Consider the following 20,445-nt stretch of genomic DNA (forward strand, 5'->3'; position numbering starts at 1 on the left):
ACCGGTGACTCTGCAGACACTGACGCGCCGCCGCCCGCACACCTGGCGCCCCCCGGATGCCGTGCGCCGCCCGCGCGCCCTGCGCCGCACGGCCGCCGCCCTGGCCCTGGCCGCCCTCGCGCTGCCGGCAGCCGCCTGCGGCAAGTCCGGCAGCCCGCCCGTCAAGGGGCCCCAGGCCGAGGCCCTGCCCGTCTACCGGGTCGACACGGGCTTCCAGCTGGCCGACTCGCCCACCTGGCGGGCCGCGAAGTCCCGCGGCCACCTCGTCGTCGGCGCCAAGGAGGACCAGCCCTACCTGGGCGAGAAGGACCCCGCGACCGGCGTCTACTCCGGCTACGACGTCGAGATCGCCCGCATGATGTCCGCCTCCCTCGGCTTCGACCCCAAGACCGTCCGGTTCCGGACGATCGCCTCCGCGAACCGCGAAACCGCCCTCCAGAACGGCCAGATCGACTACTACGTCGGCACGTACACGATCAACGCCCTGCGCAAGAAGCAGGTGGGCTTCGCCGGGCCCTACTACATCGCCGGGCAGTCGCTGCTCGTCCGCACCGACGAGACGGACATCAACGGCCCCCAGGACCTGGGCGGCAAACGGGTGTGCTCGGCTGCCGGCTCCACCCCGCTCCAGCGCATCGAGCGCGATTACCCCAAGGCGATCGCGGTGGCGTACGACACCTACTCGGTCTGTGTGGACAACCTCCTCAGCCTCCAGGTCGACGCCGTTACCACCGACGACACCATCCTCATGGGGTTCGCCGCCAAGGCCCCCGACGAACTGAAGATCGCCGGCAAGCCCTTCTCGAAGGAGCCCTACGGCATCGGCGTGCCCCGCGGCGACAACGCCCTCCGCTTCGCCCTGGACGACGCCATCGAGGCGCACGAGAAGAACGGCGACTGGAAGAAGGCGTACGACGCGACGCTCGGCCTCTCCGGGGTGCCGGCCCCGAAGCCGCCCGCCGTCGACCGCTACCCGGCGAGCTGAGGACGAGGACATCCGTGAACGTACTCACCGACAACTTCTCCCTCTACGGCAAGGGGCTGCTCGGCACGGTCGAACTCACCGTCTACGCCTCGCTGCTCGCCCTCGCCCTGGGCTTCCTGATGGCCTCCTTCCGGGTCGCCCCCGTCGGCTCCCTGCGGGTCTTCGGCACGGCGTGGGTGACGGTGCTGCGCAACACCCCGCTCACGCTGCTGTTCTTCGCGGTGCTGCTCGGCCTGCCGCGCTTCGGCGTCGTGCTGCCCTTCCAGCTGTTCGCCGTCCTCGCCCTGGGCTGCTACACCTCGGCCTTCATCTGCGAGGCCGTGCGCTCGGGCATCAACACCGTGCCGACGGGGCAGGGCGAGGCGGCCCGCAGCCTGGGCATGACCTTCGGGCAGACCCTGAGCCTCATCGTGCTGCCGCAGGCCTTCCGCTCCGTCATCCCGCCGGTCGGCTCCACCCTGATCGCGCTCGCCAAGAACTCCGCGATCGCCGGGTCGTTCAGCGTGACCGAGCTCCTCGGCACGTACAAGACGCTCAACGAGCTCGGTTACAGCGTCGTCTGGTCCTTCGTCTGGATCGCCGTCGGCTATCTGATCGTGACCCTGACCATCAGCGCGGTCTTCAACGTGCTGGAGAAGCGCTGGGGAGTGCCCCGATGACCGACACCGCGCTCTACGACATCCCCGGGCCGCGGGCCCGGCGGCGCCACCTGGTCTACGGCCTGGCCGCCACCGCCGTCATCCTGGGGATCATCGCCTGGGTGCTCTACCTCCTCTTCGACACCCACCAGTTCACGGCGCAGAAGTGGCGGCCCTTCGAGTACCAGGGCATCCAGGAGATGCTGCTGCGCGGCCTCGGCAACACGCTGAAGGCCTTCGCCTACGCCGCCGTGCTCTCCCTCGCCCTCGGCGGCCTGCTCGCCGCGGGCCGGCTCTCCGACCACCGGATCCTGCGCTGGATCGCCACGCTCTTCGTGGAGTTCTTCCGGGCGATGCCGGTCCTGGTCATGATCTTCTTCGTCTTCGTCGCGCTCAAGGTGCAGCCGCTGCCGGCGCTCGTCACCGGGCTCACCCTCTACAACGGCTCGGTGCTCGCGGAAGTCTTCCGCAGCGGGGTGAACTCCGTCGACCGCGGCCAGCGGGAGGCGGCGTACGCGCTCGGGATGCGCAAGACGCAGGTGATGAGCCACGTGCTCGTGCCGCAGGCGCTCCGCGCCATGCTGCCGACGATCATCAGCCAGCTCGTGGTGGCGCTCAAGGACACCTCGCTCGGCTTCCTGATCACCTACGAGGAGTTCCTGCACGCCGGCAAGCTGATCGCCAGCAACCTGGACTACGGGCTGCCGTTCATCCCCGTCGTCATGATCATCTCTCCGATCTACATCGGCATGTGCATGCTCCTTTCGTGGCTGGCTACCTGGGTCGCAAAGCGGCAGCGGCGCAGCCTCAAGACGGAGGCGGTGGAGGTCGCCCCCGCGGAGCCCGGCACGCTGCTGCCGGGCGCCGGGCAGATCCATCCGTGACCGGGGGGAGTGGCTACTTCTCGGCTACTCGCTACTCGCTACTCGCTACTCGCTCTCGCTACGTGCTACTCGACGATGACTCTGCCCGTCAGCGTCGAGTGGAAGTCGCAGTGGTAGGAAAAGGTCCCCGGGGTCGTGAAGACCTGGGTGAAGTCGCTGCCGGTGACGATGACGCCCGAGTCCCAGCCCGGCTCGTCGGACGTCGAGGTGTGCTCGTCGTTGTCCTTGTTGACCCAGCGGACCGAGTCGCCGACGTGGATGGTGACCGACGCCGGGACGAACTCGAAGCCCTCGATCACCACGGTGGTCTCGGTCGTGGTCCTGCCGGCCCCGGCGGCGGGCGCCGCCGGTCCGGTCAGGAGTGCGCCCAGCGCGAGTGCCGTCAGCGGGGCTATGAAGAGGCGGGGGAGCGAGCGCGCAGGTGAGCGTTGCATGGGAGCCCTCCTCGGACGTGAGTGCGGGGAAGCTGCCCTCTTGCGTGGTGTGACAACCGCCCGTCACTCGAATGTGCGAACGATTCGGGATGCCGGTGCAGGGTGGAGCACCGGTGAGTGACATGGTCGCCGCGCCGGCCGTCCCGCGCCAGTCGGCGCCGGCGGCGCCGCGCGCAGGGCGGCCGTTCCGCCCCGTCCTGCGTCAGTCCTGCCCCAGCCACAGGTCCGGGCCGAAGACCTCGTAGTGGATGTCGGCCGGGGCCACCCCCGCGGCCAGGAGCTGCGTACGGACCGAGCGGAGGAACGGCAGCGGGCCGCAGAGGTAGGCCGTGGTGCCCGCGGGGATGCCGATGCGGGAGAGGTCGGCGTAGCCGGTGCGCTCGGCGGGCCAGGCGCCCTCGGGCTCCTCGTACCAGACGTGCGCGACCGCGTCCGGCAGCTTCTCCGTGAGTTGCAGCAGGTCCGTGCGGAAGGCGTGGGTGGACTCGCTGCGGTCGGCGTGGACGGAGATGACGCGGCGCCGCGAGCCGGTCGCGGCCAGGTGGGAGAGCATCCCGGTCATGGGGGTGCAGCCGATGCCGGCCGAGGCCAGCAGGACGGGCCCGTCGCCGTCGTCGAGGGCGACGTCGCCGGACGGCGCGCCGACCAGCAGGGTGTCGCCGACGGCCACGCGGTCGTGAAGGTGGTGGGAGACCTCGCCGTCCGGTTCGCCGGTCACGCGCTTGACGGAGAACTGCAAGGCGTCGTCGGGCCGGCCGGAGAGGCTGTACTGGCGGATCTGCCGCGCGCCGTCGGGGAGTTGCACCTGCACGGAGACGTACTGGCCGGGCCGGGAGACGGGCAGCGGGCGGCCGTCCAGCGGCTGGACGACGTACGTGGTCACGTCCGCGGTCTCCGCGAGGCGGCCGGCGACGCGGTACGGGCGGAAGGTGTCTCCGGCGGCGGTTCCGGACTGCTCGTACAGGCGGGCCTCCAGGGCGATGAGGGCGTTGGCCATCAGCCAGTAGACCTCGTCCCAGGCCGCCTCGACCTCCTCGGTGACGGCGTCGCCCAGCACCTCCGCGATGGCCGCGAAGAGGTGCCGGCGGACCACCGGGTACTGGTCGGGGCTGATGCCCAGCGACACGTGCTTGTGGGCGATGCGCGAGAGCATCGCGTCGGGCCGGGTCTCCGGGTGCTCGACCAGGGCGGTCGCGAAGGCGGCTATCGCCCCGGCGAGGGCCTGCTGCTGGGTGCCGCTCGCCTGGTTGCCGCGGTTGAACAGGTCGCGCAGGAGCGCGGGGTGGGTGGCGAAGAGCTTCTCGTAGAAGAGCGGGGCGATCTCGCCGATCGCGCCGCCGACGGCGGGGAGGGTGGCGCGGACGATCTCGGTCGACCTGGTGGACAGCATCGGCGCTCCTGGATCTCTTACGTCTCTTGGATCTGGATCTCTTGAATTGGTATCTGAGATGCGTATTTTTAATCGTGCGAAGGGCCCGGGTGGCTTCAGGGCTTCAGTCCTGCGCGCGGGTGCCCAGGCTCAGCAGCACCGGGCCCGTCGGCGGGCCGGTCAGCTCCTCGACGGTGATCGGGTCCAGCGCGGCGAAGAACGCCTCCTGCGCGTTGCGCAGCGCCCCGCGCAGCCGGCATGCCGCGCGCAGTGGGCACGGTGGATCGTCCTCGCAGCCGACGACGTCGCCCGCACCCTCCAGCTCGCGCACCAGCCGGCCGACGGAACCCGTCCGTCCGGCGGGGGTGAGGGTGAGTCCGCCGCCGCGGCCCCGGCGGGCCTCGACGACGCCCATGTGCTGCAGCCTGCTGACCACCTTGGCGGCGTGGGTGTACGGCACGCCGACCGCCTCGGCCACCTCGCGGGTGGTCGGGTTGTCTTCGCTGGTCACGGCCAGGCGCATGGCGATGCGCAACGCGATGTCGGTGCTCTTGGTCAGTCGCACATCTGCACTCTACCTAATTGGATTCTTGTAATCCAATTATTCCTTCGGTCATTAGTTGACAGACGGTCACCACCCGGCGAGTCTGACGTCCGCGTCGGCGGTTGCGCAGTTCACTGGACCGTTCACTGCACGGCGTATCCAGGACGACAGTACTTAGCACGGAGGCAGTAGTGGCACACGCGCACGGACGTGGTGGGCGGTACGGCAAGGGACTGGCTGCGCTCGGCGCGGCGGCGGCCCTGGCGGCGGGGGCGGCCGGCACCGCGACGGCGGAGGGTACGGAGGAAGCTGCCGCCACCCCCGCCGGAGGCGCGCGCTACGTCGCCCTCGGCGACTCCTACACCTCCGGCCCGGGCATCCCGCAGCAGACCGGCGGCGACTGCGCCCGCTCCAGCGTCAACTACCCGGCCCTCACGGCGAAGGCCCTGCACCAGACGTCCTTCAAGGACGTCAGCTGCAGCGGCGCCAAGACCGACGACATGTGGCGCGCCCAGGGTGACAACGCGCCCCAGCTCAACACGCTCGGCGCCAACACCCGCCTCGTCACGCTCGGTATCGGCGGCAACGACATCGGCTTCGGCGACATCATCGGCACCTGCGCCCAGCTGTCCGCCTCGGACCCGGCCGGCGCGCCCTGCCGCACGAAGTACACCGAGGGCGGCGCCGACCAGCTCACCGCGCGCATCGCCGGTGCCGCGCCCAAGGTCGCCAAGGTGCTGAAGGACGTCCACAAGCGTGCGCCGCACGCCCGCGTCGTCCTCGTCGGCTACCCGGCGATCATGCCGGAGGACGGCGCCGGGTGCTTCCCGGCCGTGCCGATCGCCGCGGGCGACGTTCCGTACCTGCGGGACACCGAGAAGAAGCTCAACACGATGCTCGCGGGGGAGGCCCGCAAGGCCGGCGTCCGCTTCGCCGACACGTACAAGCCGACCCTCGGCCACGACGTGTGCAAGCCCGCGGCGGACCGCTGGGTCGAGGGTGCCCAGCCGGAGAACCCGGCGGCCCCGTTCCACCCCAACGCCAAGGGCGAGGCCGCGATGGCCACCGCCGTCACCACGGCGGCCCGGGGCCGCTGAGGCCTGCCTTGCGGGCGACCGGCGGTGCGTACGGGCGGAGCCCGTCCGGCACCGCCGGTGGGTCCGGTGGGGGTGAGCGCCGTGGCGGCGGGGGTGGTTCGGGGTGCGGTTCCTGCAAGGGTGCGGGGCCGTCACCGGCACCCCCTCCGTCGCGCCCCGCGCCCGCCGGTTGCGTCCGTTGGGGGTGCCGCGCCGTCTCGGCGCGGGTAGGCTCCGGGGCCCGTTCGTCACCTTGGAGGCAGTGATGGCCCGTCCGAGAACGAAACCCCCGCGCCGGCGACTGCCCGTGCTCGCCGCGACGGCTTCCCTGGTCATAGGCCTCGGCGGGCTCGGCGCGCTCCCGGCCGCCGCCCAGCCGGCCGCCGAGGCCACCCGTACGCCCGCCAAGACCCCCGTCGCCGCCGGCTACGGCGGTGCCGTGGCCAGCGTCGACGCCGACGCCTCGGCCGCCGGCATCGAAGTGCTCCGCAAGGGCGGCAACGCCGTCGACGCGGCCGTGGCCACCGCCGCCGCCCTCGGTGTCACCGAGCCGTACTCCGCGGGCATCGGCGGAGGCGGCTACTTCGTGTACTACGACGCGAAGCGCCGCCAGGTCTCCACCCTCGACGGCCGCGAACGGGCCCCGCTGAGCGCGGACAAGGACCTCTTCCTGGAGCACGGCAAGCCCCTTCCGTTCGCCGACGCCGTCACCAGCGGTCTGAGCGTCGGCACCCCGGGCACCCCCGCCACCTGGGACACCGCCCTCCGCACGTGGGGCAGCCGCTCGCTCGCCCAAGTGCTGAAGCCCGCCGAGCGCATCGCCCGCTCCGGCTTCACCGTCGACGCCACGTTCCGCCAGCAGACCGCCGACAACCAGTCCCGCTTCAAGGACTTCCCGGCCACGGCGAAGCTGTTCCTGCCCGGCGGCGCCCCGCCCGCCGTCGGCAGCACGCTCAAGAACCCCGACCTCGCCCGGACGTACGCCCTGCTCGGCGAGCGCGGCGTGGACGCCCTCTACCGCGGCGAGCTCGGCCGGGACATCGTGCGGACCGTACGCAAGCCCCCCGTCGACCCCGCGTCCGGACGCGTCGCCCGCCCCGGCGACCTGACGGAGCGGGACCTGCGCGCGTACGGGGCGAAGCGCCAGGCCCCGACGCGTACCTCGTACCGAGGGCTCGACGTCTACGGCATCGGGCCCTCGTCCTCCGGCGGCACCACGGTCGCCGAGGCCCTCAACATCCTGGAGAGGGGCGACCTTTCGAAGGCCGACGAGAAGACGTACCTGCACCGTTACATCGAGGCGAGCCGGATCGCGTTCGCCGACCGTAACCGCTGGGTCGGCGACCCGGCCTTCGAGGACGTCCCCGCGAAGGCCCTCACCTCCCAGCGGTTCGCCGACGCACGCGCCTGCCTCGTCAAGGACGACGCCGTGCTGAAGAGCCCGCTCGCGCCCGGCGACCCGCGCCGCCCGGTGCCCTGCGGCGCGCACGGCAAGGCCGCTCCCACCCCGTACGAGGGCGAGCACACCACGCACCTGACGGCCGCCGACAAGTGGGGCAACGTCGTCGCGTACACGCTCACCATCGAGCAGACCGGCGGCAGCGGAATCACCGTCCCCGGCCGCGGTTTCCTGCTCAACAACGAGCTGACCGACTTCTCCTTCACCCCGGTCACGCCGGGCGTTCACGACCCCAACCTGCCGGGCCCGGGCAAGCGCCCGCGCTCGTCGATCTCGCCGACGATCGTCCTCGACCACGGGCGGCCCGCGTTCGCCCTGGGTTCCCCCGGCGGCGCGACGATCATCACCACGGTGCTGCAAACCCTCCTCAACCACGTCGACCGCGGGATGCCCCTCGTCGACGCGATCGCCGCGCCGCGCGCCAGCCAGCGCAACGCGGCGGCCACCGAGCTGGAACCGGGCCTGTGGGACAGCCCGTTGCGCGGCCGCCTGGAGCGCATCGGGCACGCCTTCAAGCCCAACGCCGAGATCGGCGCGGCGACCGGCGTGCAGCGGCTGCCGGACGGCCGCTGGGTGGCCGCGGCCGAGCGGACCCGGCGCGGCGGAGGCTCGGCGATGGTGGTGCGGCCGAGCGGGCACGCTCCCACCCGCTGAGGGCGTGCGCTTCACCCACACGGGCGTATCGGTCCGGGCCGCCGGTTGGTTCGCCGGGGCCCGGGCCACGTTCCTGACATGGCTGCGGGGGAGCACACGGGAGGGCGGTCCGGCCCCGGGAGGGCCCTGACGGCCTTCCCGGCCCTCCTGACGGCCCTGGCGGGCGCGGTGTGGGGGCTGTGGGGGCTGCTGACGGGCCCGGCGGCGCACGCGGCCCAGGCCGCCGAGGCCGCCGGGACACCCACGTGCACGCTGGGCGCCTACCTCAGCGATCTGTACGACATCGACCCCGCGAAGCACACCTTCGCCGCGCGGTTCCGCCTGTGGTCCGTATGCCCGAAGCGCGACCTGGACCCGCTGCCCAAGGTCTCCTTCAGCAATGTCAGCGACCCGGAGAAGGGCGACCCGGTGGTGACCGTCCACCCGGGAGGCGTCCGGGACGTCATGCTCCTCCAGGGAACGTTCCGGCAGAACTGGGACGCCCGGGCCTTCCCCTTCGATCAGCAGCGGATCGAGGTGGTGGTCAGCGCCGGCCAGCCGCTGGACGAGTTCCGGTTCGTGCCCGACAACGCGAACTCCGCCGTGAGTGAGGGCGTCGTCCCGTCCGGCTGGCGCATCACCGGCTTCCGGCTGGTCGCCACGGAACACCGCTTTCCGACGAATTTCGGCGACCCCTCCCTCCGGCCGGGATCAGGCGTCACGCACAGCCAGGTGCACATCCGGATCGGCCTGGAGCGCGACGACCCCACCGCCTTCCTGAAGCTGACCGGCCCGCTGTACCTCATGGTGCTCGTCGTCACCGCCACCTTCCTGCTGCCCTCGCACAACGAGGAGCTCGCCATGGGAGAGCGGCTGGACTCCCTGCAGAGCCGGCTGGGGCTGCTCGGTGGCGGGCTCTTCGTCATCATGCTGAACATGCAGCAGGTCAGCGCGGTGGTGACCAGCAGCGTGGGGCTCACGCTCCTCGACTGGCTCCACCTGCTCACTCTGGCCTACGTGCTGCTGGCGGTGGTGGGCACGGTGGTGTCCTGGCGCTGGACGGTGCAGGGCGTCGACCCGGCGCGAGTGGAGGCGTACCACCACAAGGGCGCCGTCTACGGGCTCCTGGCGTACTCCCTGGCCGCCGCCGCGATCGTGGGAGGCTTCGCGGCGGCGGACTGGGTGTGGTGAGGCCCGGGGGCCTCACCGGTCCTGTCAGCCCAGTAGCTTGATCACCTCGTCCGTGGTGCCGGTCTCCGCGAGGCGCGGGAAGACCTTTTCGACGGCGGTGCGGTGCACCTCCGGGTCGGTGTCGGTGACCGCGTCGGTCACGACCGTGACGTGGTAGCCGTGCTCGTGGGCGGCGCGGGCGGTGGACTCCACGCCCGCGCCGGTCGCGATGCCCGCGAGGACGACCTGGGTGACGCCGCGGCGGCGCAGCTGGAGGTCGAGATCGGTGGCGTGGAACGCGCCCCACGTGTGCTTGGTGACGACGATGTCGCCCTCCGCGCGGCCGAGTTCGGGCAGCAGCTCGGCGAAGTCCGCCGGGAACTCCCCGCTGCGCATGGACGTCTCGGAGCGGCCGGGCGCGGCGCCGACGACCCGGACGAGGACGACGGGCAGACCGTGGTCGCGGAAGGCGGCGGCCAGGCGGGCGCCACGTTCGACGATCTCCCCGGAGGGATGGGCGGTGGGCAGGGCGACGATGCCCTTCTGGAGGTCGATCAGGACGAGGGCGGTGGTCTTGTCGAGCGTGGTGACGGGCATGGGCCGTGGGCTCCGTTTCCGGGTCAGTTACGGGAGGGCGCGCGCAGGGCGCGGTCGGTGGCGGTGAGGGCGAGCAGCAGCAGGTTCAGCACGCCGGTGACGGCGGCGAGCCGGTGGAGTCCGGCGTCGCCCGCCTGCTGCCCGAAGCAGAGGGCGAGCAGGCCGGTGGCGGCCATCGCGCTCGCGTACTGGGCGGTGCGCTGCAGCCCGGCTGCGGACCCGACGCGGTCGGGCCGGCCCTGGGTGTAGACGGCGGCCTGGTGGCCCGTGGCGAACAGGCCCTGGGGGATGCCGAACAGGGCGGCGGCGATGAGCAGGGCGGCCAGGGGTGTGCCGCCGGTGGTGACCACCAGGACGCCGCTGCCCGCGGCGAGCAGCGCGGCGGCCGTGGTGAGCGGAGCGCGGAGGCCCTTCGTCCGGGCGCCGAGCAGGGAGCAGGCGGCGGCCGCGAGGGACATCGGCAGCATGACCAGGCCGGTCTGGAAGGAGGTGTAGCCGTGGGACTCCTCCAGCCATTGGGAGTACCCGTAGAGGCAGGCGTAGATGGACAGGTAGGCGAGCCCGTGGCGGAGGTAGGTGCGCAGGAGGGCGGGCCGGGACGGTGCCGGCCCGCCGGACTGCTGCGCCTGCTGTACGGGGCGGGGCCCCTCGCCGGCCGGGCGCTGCTGGTCGTGCGGGAGCCACGGCAGGGCCGCCGCGAGCGCGAGGAGGGCCAGGGGGACGTTGACCGCGAAGATGCCCCGCCAGCCGGTGGTCGCGGTGAGGAGTCCGCCGAGGGTCGGGCCGAGGGCCGCGCTGCCCAGGGCGGCGAGCGAGAGGCGGCCCATCACGGGGCGGGGCGCGGGACGGCCGGTGCGCAGGGACTCGGCGCGCAGCATGGCCATCGCGGCGGGGTACGCGGCCGAGGTGCCGAGGCCCAGCAGGACGCGGGCGGTTATCAGCCACCCGAAGCCGGGTGCGAGCGTGCCGAGCAGGCCGGCGGCGCAGACGAGGACGAGGCCCGCCAGGAACACGCGGCGGGGACCGAGGGAGTCGGCCAGGCGGCCCATGACGGGCTGGCCGACAGCGCTGGCGAGGTAGAGGGAGGACAGCAGCCATCCGGTGCCGGACGGCCCGGTGCCGAAGTCGTGGCCGATCGCCACCAGGCCGGTGGCGATCATGGTGCTGTTGAGGGGGTTGAGGACGGCGCCGAGGAGCAGCGGCGTCATCAGGCGGGCGCCGAAGCCCTCGCCGGGGGCGGTGGTGCCGGCGCCCCGGGCGCGGTGGGGCGTCTTTAAGGCGTTCACTCCTCCACCAGGCGCTGGAGCAGGCAGGTGGCCTCAGCGAGGGACCGCTGCTCCTCCGGGGAGAGCCTGTGGGTGATGGCGTCGGCAAGCCAGGCGTTCTTGGAGTGACGTACGGAGGCGACGGCCTCCTCGCCGTACTCCGTGAGGGAGAACAGGACCTGGCGCCCGTCCGTGGGGTGCGGGGAGCGGGCGACCAGCTCCAGCTCCTCCAGTTTGGCGACGATGACGCGCATGGACTGCGGGCGGACGAGCTCCGCGCGGGCCAGCTCCGCGGTGGTGGCGGGCCCGCCGTTGGCGAGGCGGCCTAGGACGGTGCGCTGGGAGGGGGTGAGCGCGCCCTGCGGCGAGGCCACGCGCAGGCGGCGCATGAGCTGGGAGACCACCGCGGCCAGGTCGGCGGCGGTGCGTTCCTGATCTTTGCCGGATGGATGGCCGGCTTCCTTGTCGGACATGCCCCCACCGTAGATATCGGCAGGGAAACTTGCAAGTTTTTCTGTTCTTCTCTGTGCGGGCCGGGTTATCCACAGGTTCACCGACGGTCTTGCCGCGGGGCGTGCCGCGCCCTACGGTCGCAACCACACGTGGATCTACGCGTGTCAGCCAGGCCCGACAGCCTGGCCGGCGCCCCCGTGAAGGAGCAGCTCATGGTCAACGTCGTCCGCGCCGCTCTGGTCCAGGCCACCTGGACCGGCGACACCGAATCCATGCTCGCCAAGCACGAGGAGCACGCCCGCGCGGCCGCTTCCCGGGGTGCGCAGGTGATCGGCTTCCAAGAGGTCTTCAACGCCCCGTACTTCTGCCAGGTCCAGGAGAGCGAGCACTACCGCTGGGCCGAGCCCGTCCCCGACGGGCCCACGGTCCGCCGCATGCAGGAACTGGCCCGGGAGACGGGCATGGTCATCGTCGTGCCCGTCTTCGAGACCGAGGGCCCCGGCTTCTACTACAACACCGCGGCCGTCATCGACGCCGACGGCCGCTACCTCGGCAAGTACCGCAAGCACCACATCCCCCAGGTCAAGGGCTTCTGGGAGAAGTACTACTTCGCGCCGGGCAACCTCGGCTGGCCCGTCTTCGACACGGCCGTCGGCAAAGTCGGCGTCTACATCTGCTACGACCGCCACTTCCCCGAAGGCTGGCGCCAGCTCGGCCTCAACGGCGCCCAGCTCGTCTACAACCCCTCCGCCACCTCCCGCGGCCTCTCGGCCCACCTGTGGAAGCTGGAACAGCCCGCCGCCGCCGTCGCCAACGCGTACTACGTCGCCGCCATCAACCGCGTCGGCCAGGAGGAGTACGGCGACAACGACTTCTACGGCACGTCCTACTTCGTCGACCCCCGCGGCCAGTTCGTCGGCGACGTGGCCAGCGACACCAAGGAGGAACTGCTCGTCCGCGACCTGGACCTGGACCTCATCGACGAGGTGCGGCAGCAGTGGGCCTTCTACCGCGACCGTCGGCCCGACGCGTACGACGGGCTGGTCCGGCCATGACCCCCGCGAGCGGCCCCGGCCCCGGCGGCTCCCCGGCCACCCGCCTGCACGCCCGGCACCGCGCCGTGATGCCCGAGTGGCTCGCCCTCTACTACCGCGAGCCGCTGGAGCTCACCCACGGCGAGGGCCGCCACGTCTGGGACGCCCAAGGCCGGCGCTACCTCGACTTCTTCGGCGGCATCCTCACCACCATGACCGCCCACGCCCTGCCCGAGGTCACCAAGGCCGTCGCCGAGCAGGCCGGCCGCATCCTGCACACCTCCACCCTCTACCTCGATCGGCACATGGTCGAGCTCGCCGAGCGCATCGCCGCCCTCTCCGGCATCCCCGACGCCCGCGTCTTCTTCACCACCTCCGGCACCGAGGCCAACGACGCCGCCCTCCTCCTCGCCACCTCGTACCGCCGCTCCAACCAGATCCTGGCGATGCGCAACAGCTACCACGGCCGCTCCTTCTCCGCCGTGGGCATCACCGGCAACTCCTCCTGGTCGCCCACCAGCCTCTCCCCGCTCCAGACGCTCTACGTCCACGGCGGCGTGCGCCGGGCCGGCCCCTACGCCCACCTGTCCGACGCCGACTTCACCGCCGCCTGCGTCGCCGACCTCAAGGACATGCTCGGCCAGACCCACGGCCGGGTGGCCGCGCTCATCGCCGAACCCATCCAGGGCGTCGGCGGGTTCACCGCCCCGCCCGACGGCCTCTACGCCGCCTTCCGCGAGGTCCTCGCCGAGCGCGGCATCCTCTGGATCACCGACGAGGTGCAGACCGGCTGGGGCCGCACCGGCGACCACTTCTGGGGCTGGCAGGCGCACGCCGAGCACGGCCCGCCCGACCTCCTCACCTTCGCCAAGGGCATCGGCAACGGCATGTCGATCGGCGGCGTCGTCGCCCGCGCCGAGGTCATGAACTGCCTCGACGCCAACTCCATCTCCACCTTCGGCGGCAGCCCCGTCACCATGGCCGCCGGCCTCGCCAACCTCACCCACCTCCTCGAACACGACCTCCAGGGCAACGCCCGCCGCGTCGGCGGCCTGCTCATCGAGCGGCTCCGCGCCATCACCGCCGGCTTCCCCACCGTCCGCGAGGTGCGCGGCCGCGGCCTGATGACCGGCATCGAGCTCGTCGAGCACGACGGAGCGCCCTCGCCGGAAGGCGCCTCCCTCGCCCTCGAACTGGCCAGGGAAGAAGGCCTGCTGATCGGCAAGGGCGGCCGCGAGGGCAACGTCCTGCGCATCGCTCCACCGCTCTCCCTCACCGTCGCCGAGGCGGAGGAGGGCGCGACCGTCCTCGAATCCGTGCTGCGCCAGGTGCAGTTCACCCTCGCCGGAAAGGAACGGCCATGACCACCACGGCCATCCGCGGCGGCCTCGTCATCACCGCCGCCGAGGAGACCCACGCCGACGTCCTCGTCGAGGACGGCAAGGTCGCGGCCCTCGCCGCGCCCGGCAGCGCCTTCGCCCAGGGCTGGCACGCCGACCGCACCCTGGACGCCACCGGGAAGTACGTCATCCCCGGCGGCGTCGACGCCCACACCCACCTCGACTTCCCCTTCGGCGGCACCGCCTCCTCCGACGACTTCGAGACCGGCACCCGCGCCGCCGCCTGGGGCGGCACCACCACCATCGTCGACTTCGCCGTCCAGAGCCGCGGCCAGGCCCTGCGCGAAGGGCTCGACCGCTGGCACGCCAAAGCCGCCGGCCGCTGCGCGATCGACTACGGCTTCCACATGATCCTCTCCGATGTGAACGAGGGTTCCCTGAAGGAGCTGGACCTGCTGGTGGAGGAGGGCGTGACCTCCTTCAAGCTCTTCATGGCCTACCCCGGCGTCTTCTACAGCGACGACGGACAGATCCTGCGCGCCATGCAGCGCGCCGCCGGCAACGGCGGGCTGATCATGATGCACGCCGAGAACGGCATCGCCATCGACGTCCTCGTCGAACAGGCCCTCGCCGCGGGCCGCACCGACCCCCGCTATCACGGAGAGGTCCGCAAGGCCCTGCTGGAGGCGGAGGCCACGCACCGGGCGATCCAGCTCGCGCGCGTGGCCGGCAGCCCCCTGTACGTCGTGCACGTCTCCGCCGAAGAAGCCCTCGCAGAGCTCGCGCAAGCCCGCGACAAGGGCCTGCCCGTCTTCGGCGAGACCTGCCCGCAGTACCTCTTCCTGTCCACCGACAACCTCGCCGAGCCGGACTTCGAGGGCGCCAAGTACGTCTGCTCCACCCCGCTGCGCCCCCGCGAACACCAGGACGCCCTCTGGCGCGGCCTGCGCACCGACGACCTCCAGGTCGTCTCCACCGACCACTGCCCCTTCTGCTTCTCCGGCCAGAAGGAGCTCGGCCGCGGCGACTTCTCGAAGATCCCCAACGGCCTGCCCGGCATCGAGAACCGCATGGACCTCCTCCACCAGGCCGTGGTCGAAGGCCGCATCACCCGCCGCCGCTGGATCGAGATCGCCTGCGCCGCGCCCGCCCGGATGTTCGGCCTCGCCCCGCACAAGGGCACCATCACCCCCGGCGGCGACGCCGACATCGTCATCTACGACCCGCACGCCGAGCAGACCCTCTCGGCCGCCACCCACCACATGAACGTCGACTACTCGGCCTACGAGGGCAAGCGCGTCACGGGCCGGGTCGAGACGGTCCTCAGCCGCGGCGAGACGGTCATCGACCAGCGCACCTACACCGGCCGCGCCGGCCACGGCCGCTACGTCCCCCGCACCACCTGCCAGTACCTGACGTAATCACGCACCTGATCACGCACCTGCGTAACGACGCACCACGTATGACGTAAGGAGCACCGCCGTGGACTTCGGCCTCGTCCTGCAGACCGACCCGCCCGCCACCGCCGTCGTCGAGCTGATGCGCCGCGCCGAGCGCTCCGGCTTCCGCTACGGCTGGACGTTCGACTCCGCCGTGCTGTGGCAGGAGCCGTTCGTCATCTACAGCCGCATCCTGGAGCACACCGAGCGGCTCGTCGTGGGGCCGATGGTCACCAACCCCTCCACCCGCACCCCCGAGGTCACGGCCTCCACCTTCGCCACCCTCAACGACATGTACGGCAACCGCACGGTCTGCGGCATCGGGCGCGGCGACTCCGCGATGCGCGTGGCCGGCCGCAAGCCCAACACCCTCGCGTCGCTGCGGGAGTCCATCCGCGTCATCCGCGACCTCGCCGAGGGCCGCGAGGCCGACGTCGGCGGCACGCCGCTGCGCATCCCCTGGATCCGCGACGGCAAGCTTCCCGTCTGGATGGCCGCCTACGGCCCCAAGGCCCTCGCCCTCGCCGGCCAGGAGGCCGACGGCTTCATCCTCCAGCTCGCCGACCCGTTCCTCACCGAATGGATGGTCAAGCACGTCCGCGAGGCGGCCGCCGAGGCCGGCCGCGACCCGGCCTCGGTCACCATCTGCGTCGCCGCCCCCGCCTACGTCGGCGACGACCTCGCCCACGCCCGCGAGCAGTGCCGCTGGTTCGGCGGCATGGTCGGCAACCACGTCGCCGACCTGGTCGGCCGCTACGGCGAGCACTCCGCCATGATCCCCGAGGCGCTCACCGCCTACATCAAACAGCGCCACGGCTACGACTACAGCCACCACGGCCGCGCCGGAAACCCCTCCACCGACTTCGTCCCCGACGACATCGTCGACCGCTTCTGCCTCCTGGGCCCCGCCACCGCCCACCGCGAACGCCTGGAACACCTCCGCGAACTGGGCGTCGACCAGTTCGCGCTCTACGCCATGCACGACGCGAAGGAGGCGACGATCGACGCGTACGGGAAGGACATCATCCCGGCGCTGAGCTGAGCCGGGACGCCGGGGCGCCGGGAGGCAGGGCCGCCGCCCCGCCGGACCTACGGCACCCGCGCCGTCCACTCCTCCGACGAGAACTTCGTCGCCGCCAGCTCCTCCGCCCGGGCCATTTCCTCGGGGGTGACCGAGCCCGTCGCGAGGCCGTACCGGTCGCGGAAGGTGCCGATCATTCTCTCGATGACGTCGGCGCGCGGCAGGCCGGTCTGGCGGCGGAGGGGGTCGACGCGCTTCTTGGCGCTCTTCGTGCCCTTGTCCGACAGCTTTTCCTTGCCGATGCGCAGCACGTCCAGCATTTTGTCCGCGTCGATGTCGTACGCCATCGTCACGTGGTGCAGCACCGCGCCCCGGTCGCCCACCAGGCGCTTCTGGGCCGCACCGGCGATCTTGCCCGCCTCCGTGGCGATGTCGTTGAGCGGCTGGTACCAGGCCTTGACGCCCATGGCCTCCAGGGCGCCCAGGACCCAGTCGTCGAGATAGGCGTAGCTGTCGGCGAAGGACAGGCCCTGGACGAGGGCGTCCGGGACGCACAGGGAGTAGGTGATGGTGTTGCCGGGCTCGATGAACATGGCCCCGCCGCCGCTGATGCGGCGGACCACCGTCATGCCGTGGCGCTCGGCGCCCTCCGGGTCCACCTCGTTGCGCAGCGACTGGAAGCTGCCGATGACGACGGCCGGGGAGGCCCACTCCCACACGCGCAGCGTCGGCGGCCGCCGGCCGGCCGCCACCTCGGCCGTCAGGACCTCGTCGAGGGCCATGTGCAGGGCGGGCGACTGGGGGCCGTCGTGGACGAGTTGCCAGTCGTAGTGATGCCAGTCGGTGGCGTTCGCCAGGGCGCGGCGGACGGCGACGCCCACGGACTCCGCGGTGAAGCCGAACATCACCGTGCCCTCCGGCAGGGCCGCCTCGATGCGGGCGCCGAGCTGCGGGGCGGTCAGGTCGGCGGGCGCACCCTCCAGGGCGCGGTTGAGATCGAGGAACGCCTCGTCCGGTTCGAGGAAGAAGTCCCCGGCCACCCGTACGTTCCGCAGCACCTGTCCCTGCGGGGTGGACGCGGTCTCCAGGTCCACCACCACGAGTTTGCCGCCCGGCACCTTGTATTCACCGTGCACGGCGCCTCCTCCAGCTTCTCTTCCCAGGCCGGCACTGCTGTCCGGCGACGGATCAACCGTAACGCCGTCCCGTGGGCCGCCGTGCCGCCCCGCAGCGCACCCGTGAGCCCTTGCGCATCAGCGTTCCGGTCTGACGTGATGGACGCCATGTTCACCACCCGGCCCACCCTGCAGGGCACCTTCGGCATGGTGTCGTCCACCCACTGGCTCGCCTCGCAGTCCGCGATGGCCGTCCTGGAGAGCGGCGGCAACGCCTTCGACGCGGCGGTCGCGGCGGGCTTCGTCCTGCACGTCGCCGAGCCGCACATGAACGGGCCGGCCGGGGAGGTGCCCGCGGTGTTCGCACCGGCCGGCGGCCCGGTGCGGGTCCTCGCCGGCCAGGGGCCGGCGCCGCGCGGCGCGACCATCGAGCACTACACCTCGCTCGGCCTCGACCTCGTCCCCGGCACCGGGCCCCTGGCGGCCGCCGTCCCGGGCGCGTTCGACGCCTGGATGCTGCTCCTTCGCGACCACGGAACCAAGCCGCTCGCCGACGTCCTCTCGTACGCCATCGGCTACGCCGAGCACGGCCACGCCCCCGTCGAGGCCATCGGCCGGACCGTGGCCACCGTCCGCAGGATCTTCGAGACCGAGTGGACGTCCTCAGCCGAGGTCTACCTGCCCGGCGGCCGCCCGCCCGCACCCGGCACGCTCCTGCGCAACCCCGCGCTCGCCGCCACCTGGCGCCGCCTGATCGCCGAGGCCGAAGCCGCCGGCGGCAGCCGCGAGCAGTGCATCGACGCGGCCCGCCGCGTGTGGCGCGAGGGCTTCGTCGCCGAGGCCCTCGTCGCCGCCGCGGCGCGCCCGACGCTCGACACCTCCGGCGAACGCCACACCGCGCCCCTCACCGGCGACGACCTCGCCGGTTTCCGGGCCGCGTACGAGGAGCCGGCCCGCCACGACTGGAACGGCTGGACGGTCTGCAAGCCCGGCCCCTGGTCGCAGGGCCCGGTCCTGCTCCAGCAGCTCGCCCTGCTCGACGGCCCGCCGGACTACGGCACCCCTGAATACGTCCACACCCTCATCGAGGGCGGCAAGCTCGCCATGGCCGACCGCGAGGCCTGGTACGGCGACGCCGCCGACGTCCCGCTGAAGGACCTCCTCTCCGAGGGCTACAACTCCGCCCGGCGCGCCCTGATCGGCGACCTCGCCTCGTACGAGCTGCGCCCCGGCAGCCCCGGCGGCCGCAGCCCGCGGCTGGCCCGGCACGCCGTCGCCGCCGCGGAGCGCACCACTCCGGCACCAGTGCCGGGTGCGGGCGAGCCGACCGTCACCGTCAGCGGCGCGACCCGCGGCGACACCTGTCACCTCGACGTCGTCGACCGCTGGGGCAACATGATCTCGGCGACGCCCAGCGGCGGCTGGCTCCAGTCCAACCCCGTCGTCCCGGAGCTCGGCTTCCCCCTCGGCACCCGGCTCCAGATGACCTGGCTCGAACCCGGGCTCCCCAACTCCCTGACCCCCGGGTGCCGGCCGCGCACCACCCTGACCCCTTCGCTGGCCCTGCGCGACGGCGAGCCCGTCCTCGCCTTCGGCACGCCCGGCGGCGACCAGCAGGACCAGTGGCAGCTGCACTTCTTCCTCGCGGTCGCCCTGCGCCCGCCCGTGCGCGGAGGCCTCGACCTCCAGGGCGCGATCGATGCCCCCAACTGGCACCAGGAGTCCTTCCCCGGTTCCTTCCACCCGCGCACCATGGCGCCCGGCTCGGTCGTCGTCGAACGGCGCCTCGGCGAGAGCGCCATCGGGGAGCTGCGGCGGAGGGGCCATCGGGTGACGGTGGGGGAGGCGTGGTCGGAGGGGCGGCTGTGTGCGGTGGCGCGCGACCCGCGGACGGGCGTGCTGTCGGCGGCCGCCAACCCGCGCGGCATGCAGGGCTACGCGGTGGGCCGCTGAGCGGAGTGCCGGGGGCGGGTGCCAGGGGTGCCGGGGCCGGGATCCCGGGGGTGCCAGGGGCGGTGGGGGCCTGCGTTCACCAGGGGGACACCCGGGGGACGCAGGGCCGCCACTGGTTGTCGGTGGGGCATGGTTCGATGGACTCATGCTCGAAGACTTTCTCGCAGGTGACCTGACCGACGTCGAGGAGGCGGTCCGCAAGGCGGCCGCCGCCGAGATCGTGCCGCGCTTCCGGCAGCTCGCCGCGGACGAGATCGTCGAGAAGAACGGCCCGCACGACCTCGTCACCGTCGCCGACCGGCGCGCGGAGGAGCACCTCACGGCCTCGCTCACCGCCCTGCTGCCCGGTTCGGTCGTCGTCGGCGAGGAGGCCGTGCACGCGGATCCGGGCGTGCTCGCCGCGCTCGGCGGCGACGCGCCGGTGTGGATCGTCGACCCTGTCGACGGCACCCGCCAGTTCGTGCACGGCGACCCCGGCTTCGCGACGCTCGTCTGCCTCGCCCACCGCGGCGAGCTCCTCGCCTCCTGGACGTACGCCCCCGCGCTCGACCTGATGGCCGTCGCCCGCTGCGGCGGCGGGGCCGTGCTCAACGGCGAGCCGCTGAAGACCGGCTCGCCCGCCCCCGGCAAGGTCCTCGAAGTGGCGATCTCCCACTACGACTTCACCGACGACGAGCAGAAGCGCGTCCTCGCGACGCTCGTCACCGAGGGCGTCGCGCCGCGCCCCTGCGGCTCGGCAGGCCTCGAATACCTGAACGTGGCCCGGGGCAGCATCGACGGCCTGGCCTTCAGCTGGGAGAACGCCTGGGACCACGCCGCGGGCCTGCTGCTCGTCGCCGAGGCGGGCGGCGCGAGCGGGACCCTCGCCGGCGAGTCCTTCCGGATAGCCGGCGGCAACGCGCTCCCGTTCGCCGCAGCGCGGGACGAGGCGACGCTCCGTCATATCCTGGGGCTGCTGGCGTCCGCCGGCTGATCCCGGGGACGGGTCCGACGGTCCGGAGACGGATCCGGAGGCGGCCCGTCCCACCCGGGACAT

At 72.5% G+C, this 20,445-nt stretch carries 19 protein-coding genes; 12 read left to right on the plus strand and 7 right to left on the minus strand.

What is annotated here, in order from left to right:
* The first annotated feature begins 61 nt into the window (after nucleotides 1-61).
* From PS271_RS24320 to PS271_RS24330, 3 genes are read left to right on the plus strand one after another with little or no spacing between them, the layout of a single operon-like run.
* Complete coding sequence (locus PS271_RS24320; protein ID WP_398387036.1) at nucleotides 62-985, plus strand: transporter substrate-binding domain-containing protein; 924 nt, start codon at nucleotides 62-64, stop codon at nucleotides 983-985.
* A 14-nt stretch (nucleotides 986-999) separates the two neighbouring features.
* Nucleotides 1,000-1,644: an amino acid ABC transporter permease gene (locus PS271_RS24325; RefSeq protein ID WP_398384605.1), complete on the plus strand. Its 645-nt coding sequence runs from the start codon at nucleotides 1,000-1,002 to the stop codon at nucleotides 1,642-1,644.
* Nucleotides 1,641-2,507 carry an amino acid ABC transporter permease gene (locus PS271_RS24330; protein WP_398384606.1) on the plus strand — a complete coding sequence of 289 codons (867 nt, stop codon included), beginning with the start codon at nucleotides 1,641-1,643 and terminating at the stop codon, nucleotides 2,505-2,507. The genes PS271_RS24325 and PS271_RS24330 overlap by 4 nt, the downstream gene beginning before the upstream one ends.
* Nucleotides 2,508-2,572: 65 nt before the next feature.
* On the opposite strand, the gene PS271_RS24335 is transcribed toward PS271_RS24330, so the two are convergent.
* The 3 genes from PS271_RS24335 to PS271_RS24345 all read right to left on the minus strand — a co-directional run bounded on the left by PS271_RS24335 (nucleotide 2,573) and on the right by PS271_RS24345 (nucleotide 4,875).
* Nucleotides 2,573-2,941 carry a cupredoxin domain-containing protein gene (locus tag PS271_RS24335; RefSeq protein WP_398384608.1) on the minus strand — a complete coding sequence of 123 codons (369 nt, stop codon included), beginning with the start codon at nucleotides 2,939-2,941 and terminating at the stop codon, nucleotides 2,573-2,575.
* A gap of 202 nt (nucleotides 2,942-3,143) precedes the next feature.
* Complete coding sequence (locus tag PS271_RS24340; protein WP_398384609.1) at nucleotides 3,144-4,331, minus strand: globin domain-containing protein; 1,188 nt, start codon at nucleotides 4,329-4,331, stop codon at nucleotides 3,144-3,146.
* 103 nt (nucleotides 4,332-4,434) lie between these two features.
* The gene (locus PS271_RS24345) at nucleotides 4,435-4,875 is read right to left on the minus strand and encodes an RrF2 family transcriptional regulator (protein WP_398384610.1); all 441 of its coding nucleotides are present in this window, start codon (nucleotides 4,873-4,875) and stop codon (nucleotides 4,435-4,437) included.
* A gap of 170 nt (nucleotides 4,876-5,045) precedes the next feature.
* On the opposite strand from PS271_RS24345, the gene PS271_RS24350 reads away from it, so the two are divergent.
* The 3 genes from PS271_RS24350 (at nucleotide 5,046) to PS271_RS24360 (ending at nucleotide 9,213) form a co-directional block, all read left to right on the plus strand.
* Nucleotides 5,046-5,951, plus strand: coding sequence for an SGNH/GDSL hydrolase family protein (locus PS271_RS24350; RefSeq protein WP_398384611.1), 906 nt, complete (start codon nucleotides 5,046-5,048; stop codon nucleotides 5,949-5,951).
* Nucleotides 5,952-6,195: 244 nt separating this feature from the next.
* Nucleotides 6,196-8,043, plus strand: coding sequence for a gamma-glutamyltransferase (gene ggt, locus PS271_RS24355; protein WP_398384613.1), 1,848 nt, complete (start codon nucleotides 6,196-6,198; stop codon nucleotides 8,041-8,043).
* A gap of 78 nt (nucleotides 8,044-8,121) precedes the next feature.
* Nucleotides 8,122-9,213, plus strand: coding sequence for a ligand-gated ion channel (locus PS271_RS24360; protein ID WP_398384615.1), 1,092 nt, complete (start codon nucleotides 8,122-8,124; stop codon nucleotides 9,211-9,213).
* A 24-nt stretch (nucleotides 9,214-9,237) separates the two neighbouring features.
* Here PS271_RS24360 and PS271_RS24365 read toward each other — a convergent pair whose 3' ends face one another.
* Genes PS271_RS24365 through PS271_RS24375 form a run of 3 tightly spaced genes read right to left on the minus strand, consistent with a single transcriptional unit; the run spans nucleotide 9,238 to nucleotide 11,527 of the window.
* On the minus strand, nucleotides 9,238-9,789 hold the full coding sequence (locus PS271_RS24365) for an isochorismatase family protein (protein WP_398384617.1): 552 nt from the start codon (nucleotides 9,787-9,789) through the stop codon (nucleotides 9,238-9,240).
* Nucleotides 9,790-9,812: 23 nt separating this feature from the next.
* Nucleotides 9,813-11,075 (minus strand): MFS transporter, encoded by a 1,263-nt coding sequence (locus PS271_RS24370; RefSeq protein ID WP_398384619.1) that lies wholly within the window; start codon nucleotides 11,073-11,075, stop codon nucleotides 9,813-9,815.
* The gene (locus PS271_RS24375; protein ID WP_398384620.1) at nucleotides 11,072-11,527 is read right to left on the minus strand and encodes a MarR family winged helix-turn-helix transcriptional regulator; all 456 of its coding nucleotides are present in this window, start codon (nucleotides 11,525-11,527) and stop codon (nucleotides 11,072-11,074) included. Before PS271_RS24375 ends, PS271_RS24370 begins: the two co-directional genes overlap by 4 nt.
* 192 nt (nucleotides 11,528-11,719) lie before the next feature.
* Between PS271_RS24375 and PS271_RS24380 the strand changes: the two genes are divergently transcribed.
* The 4 genes from PS271_RS24380 to PS271_RS24395 all read left to right on the plus strand — a co-directional run bounded on the left by PS271_RS24380 (nucleotide 11,720) and on the right by PS271_RS24395 (nucleotide 16,362).
* A complete protein-coding gene (locus PS271_RS24380; protein WP_398387037.1) occupies nucleotides 11,720-12,562 on the plus strand; it encodes a nitrilase-related carbon-nitrogen hydrolase in 843 nt (280 codons plus the stop codon).
* Nucleotides 12,559-13,905 carry an aspartate aminotransferase family protein gene (locus PS271_RS24385; RefSeq protein WP_398384621.1) on the plus strand — a complete coding sequence of 449 codons (1,347 nt, stop codon included), beginning with the start codon at nucleotides 12,559-12,561 and terminating at the stop codon, nucleotides 13,903-13,905. Before PS271_RS24380 ends, PS271_RS24385 begins: the two co-directional genes overlap by 4 nt.
* Entirely contained in the window at nucleotides 13,902-15,302 is a 1,401-nt protein-coding gene (gene hydA, locus PS271_RS24390) for a dihydropyrimidinase (protein WP_398384623.1), read from the plus strand. Before PS271_RS24385 ends, hydA begins: the two co-directional genes overlap by 4 nt.
* A gap of 61 nt (nucleotides 15,303-15,363) precedes the next feature.
* Nucleotides 15,364-16,362 carry a TIGR03842 family LLM class F420-dependent oxidoreductase gene (locus PS271_RS24395; RefSeq protein ID WP_398384625.1) on the plus strand — a complete coding sequence of 333 codons (999 nt, stop codon included), beginning with the start codon at nucleotides 15,364-15,366 and terminating at the stop codon, nucleotides 16,360-16,362.
* Nucleotides 16,363-16,409: 47 nt separating this feature from the next.
* Here the strand turns inward: PS271_RS24395 and lplAB are convergent, their stop codons facing one another.
* Nucleotides 16,410-17,477 (minus strand): lipoate-protein ligase LplAB, encoded by a 1,068-nt coding sequence (gene lplAB / locus PS271_RS24400; protein WP_398384626.1) that lies wholly within the window; start codon nucleotides 17,475-17,477, stop codon nucleotides 16,410-16,412.
* Nucleotides 17,478-17,624: 147 nt separating this feature from the next.
* Here lplAB and PS271_RS24405 point away from each other — a divergent pair, with 147 nt between their 5' ends.
* Both PS271_RS24405 and PS271_RS24410 read left to right on the plus strand, forming a co-directional pair.
* Nucleotides 17,625-19,409 carry a gamma-glutamyltransferase family protein gene (locus PS271_RS24405; protein WP_398387039.1) on the plus strand — a complete coding sequence of 595 codons (1,785 nt, stop codon included), beginning with the start codon at nucleotides 17,625-17,627 and terminating at the stop codon, nucleotides 19,407-19,409.
* A gap of 145 nt (nucleotides 19,410-19,554) precedes the next feature.
* The gene (locus PS271_RS24410) at nucleotides 19,555-20,382 is read left to right on the plus strand and encodes an inositol monophosphatase family protein (protein WP_398384628.1); all 828 of its coding nucleotides are present in this window, start codon (nucleotides 19,555-19,557) and stop codon (nucleotides 20,380-20,382) included.
* Nucleotides 20,383-20,445 lie beyond the last annotated feature (63 nt).

The organism is Streptomyces sp. SCA2-17 (genome assembly GCF_044336695.1).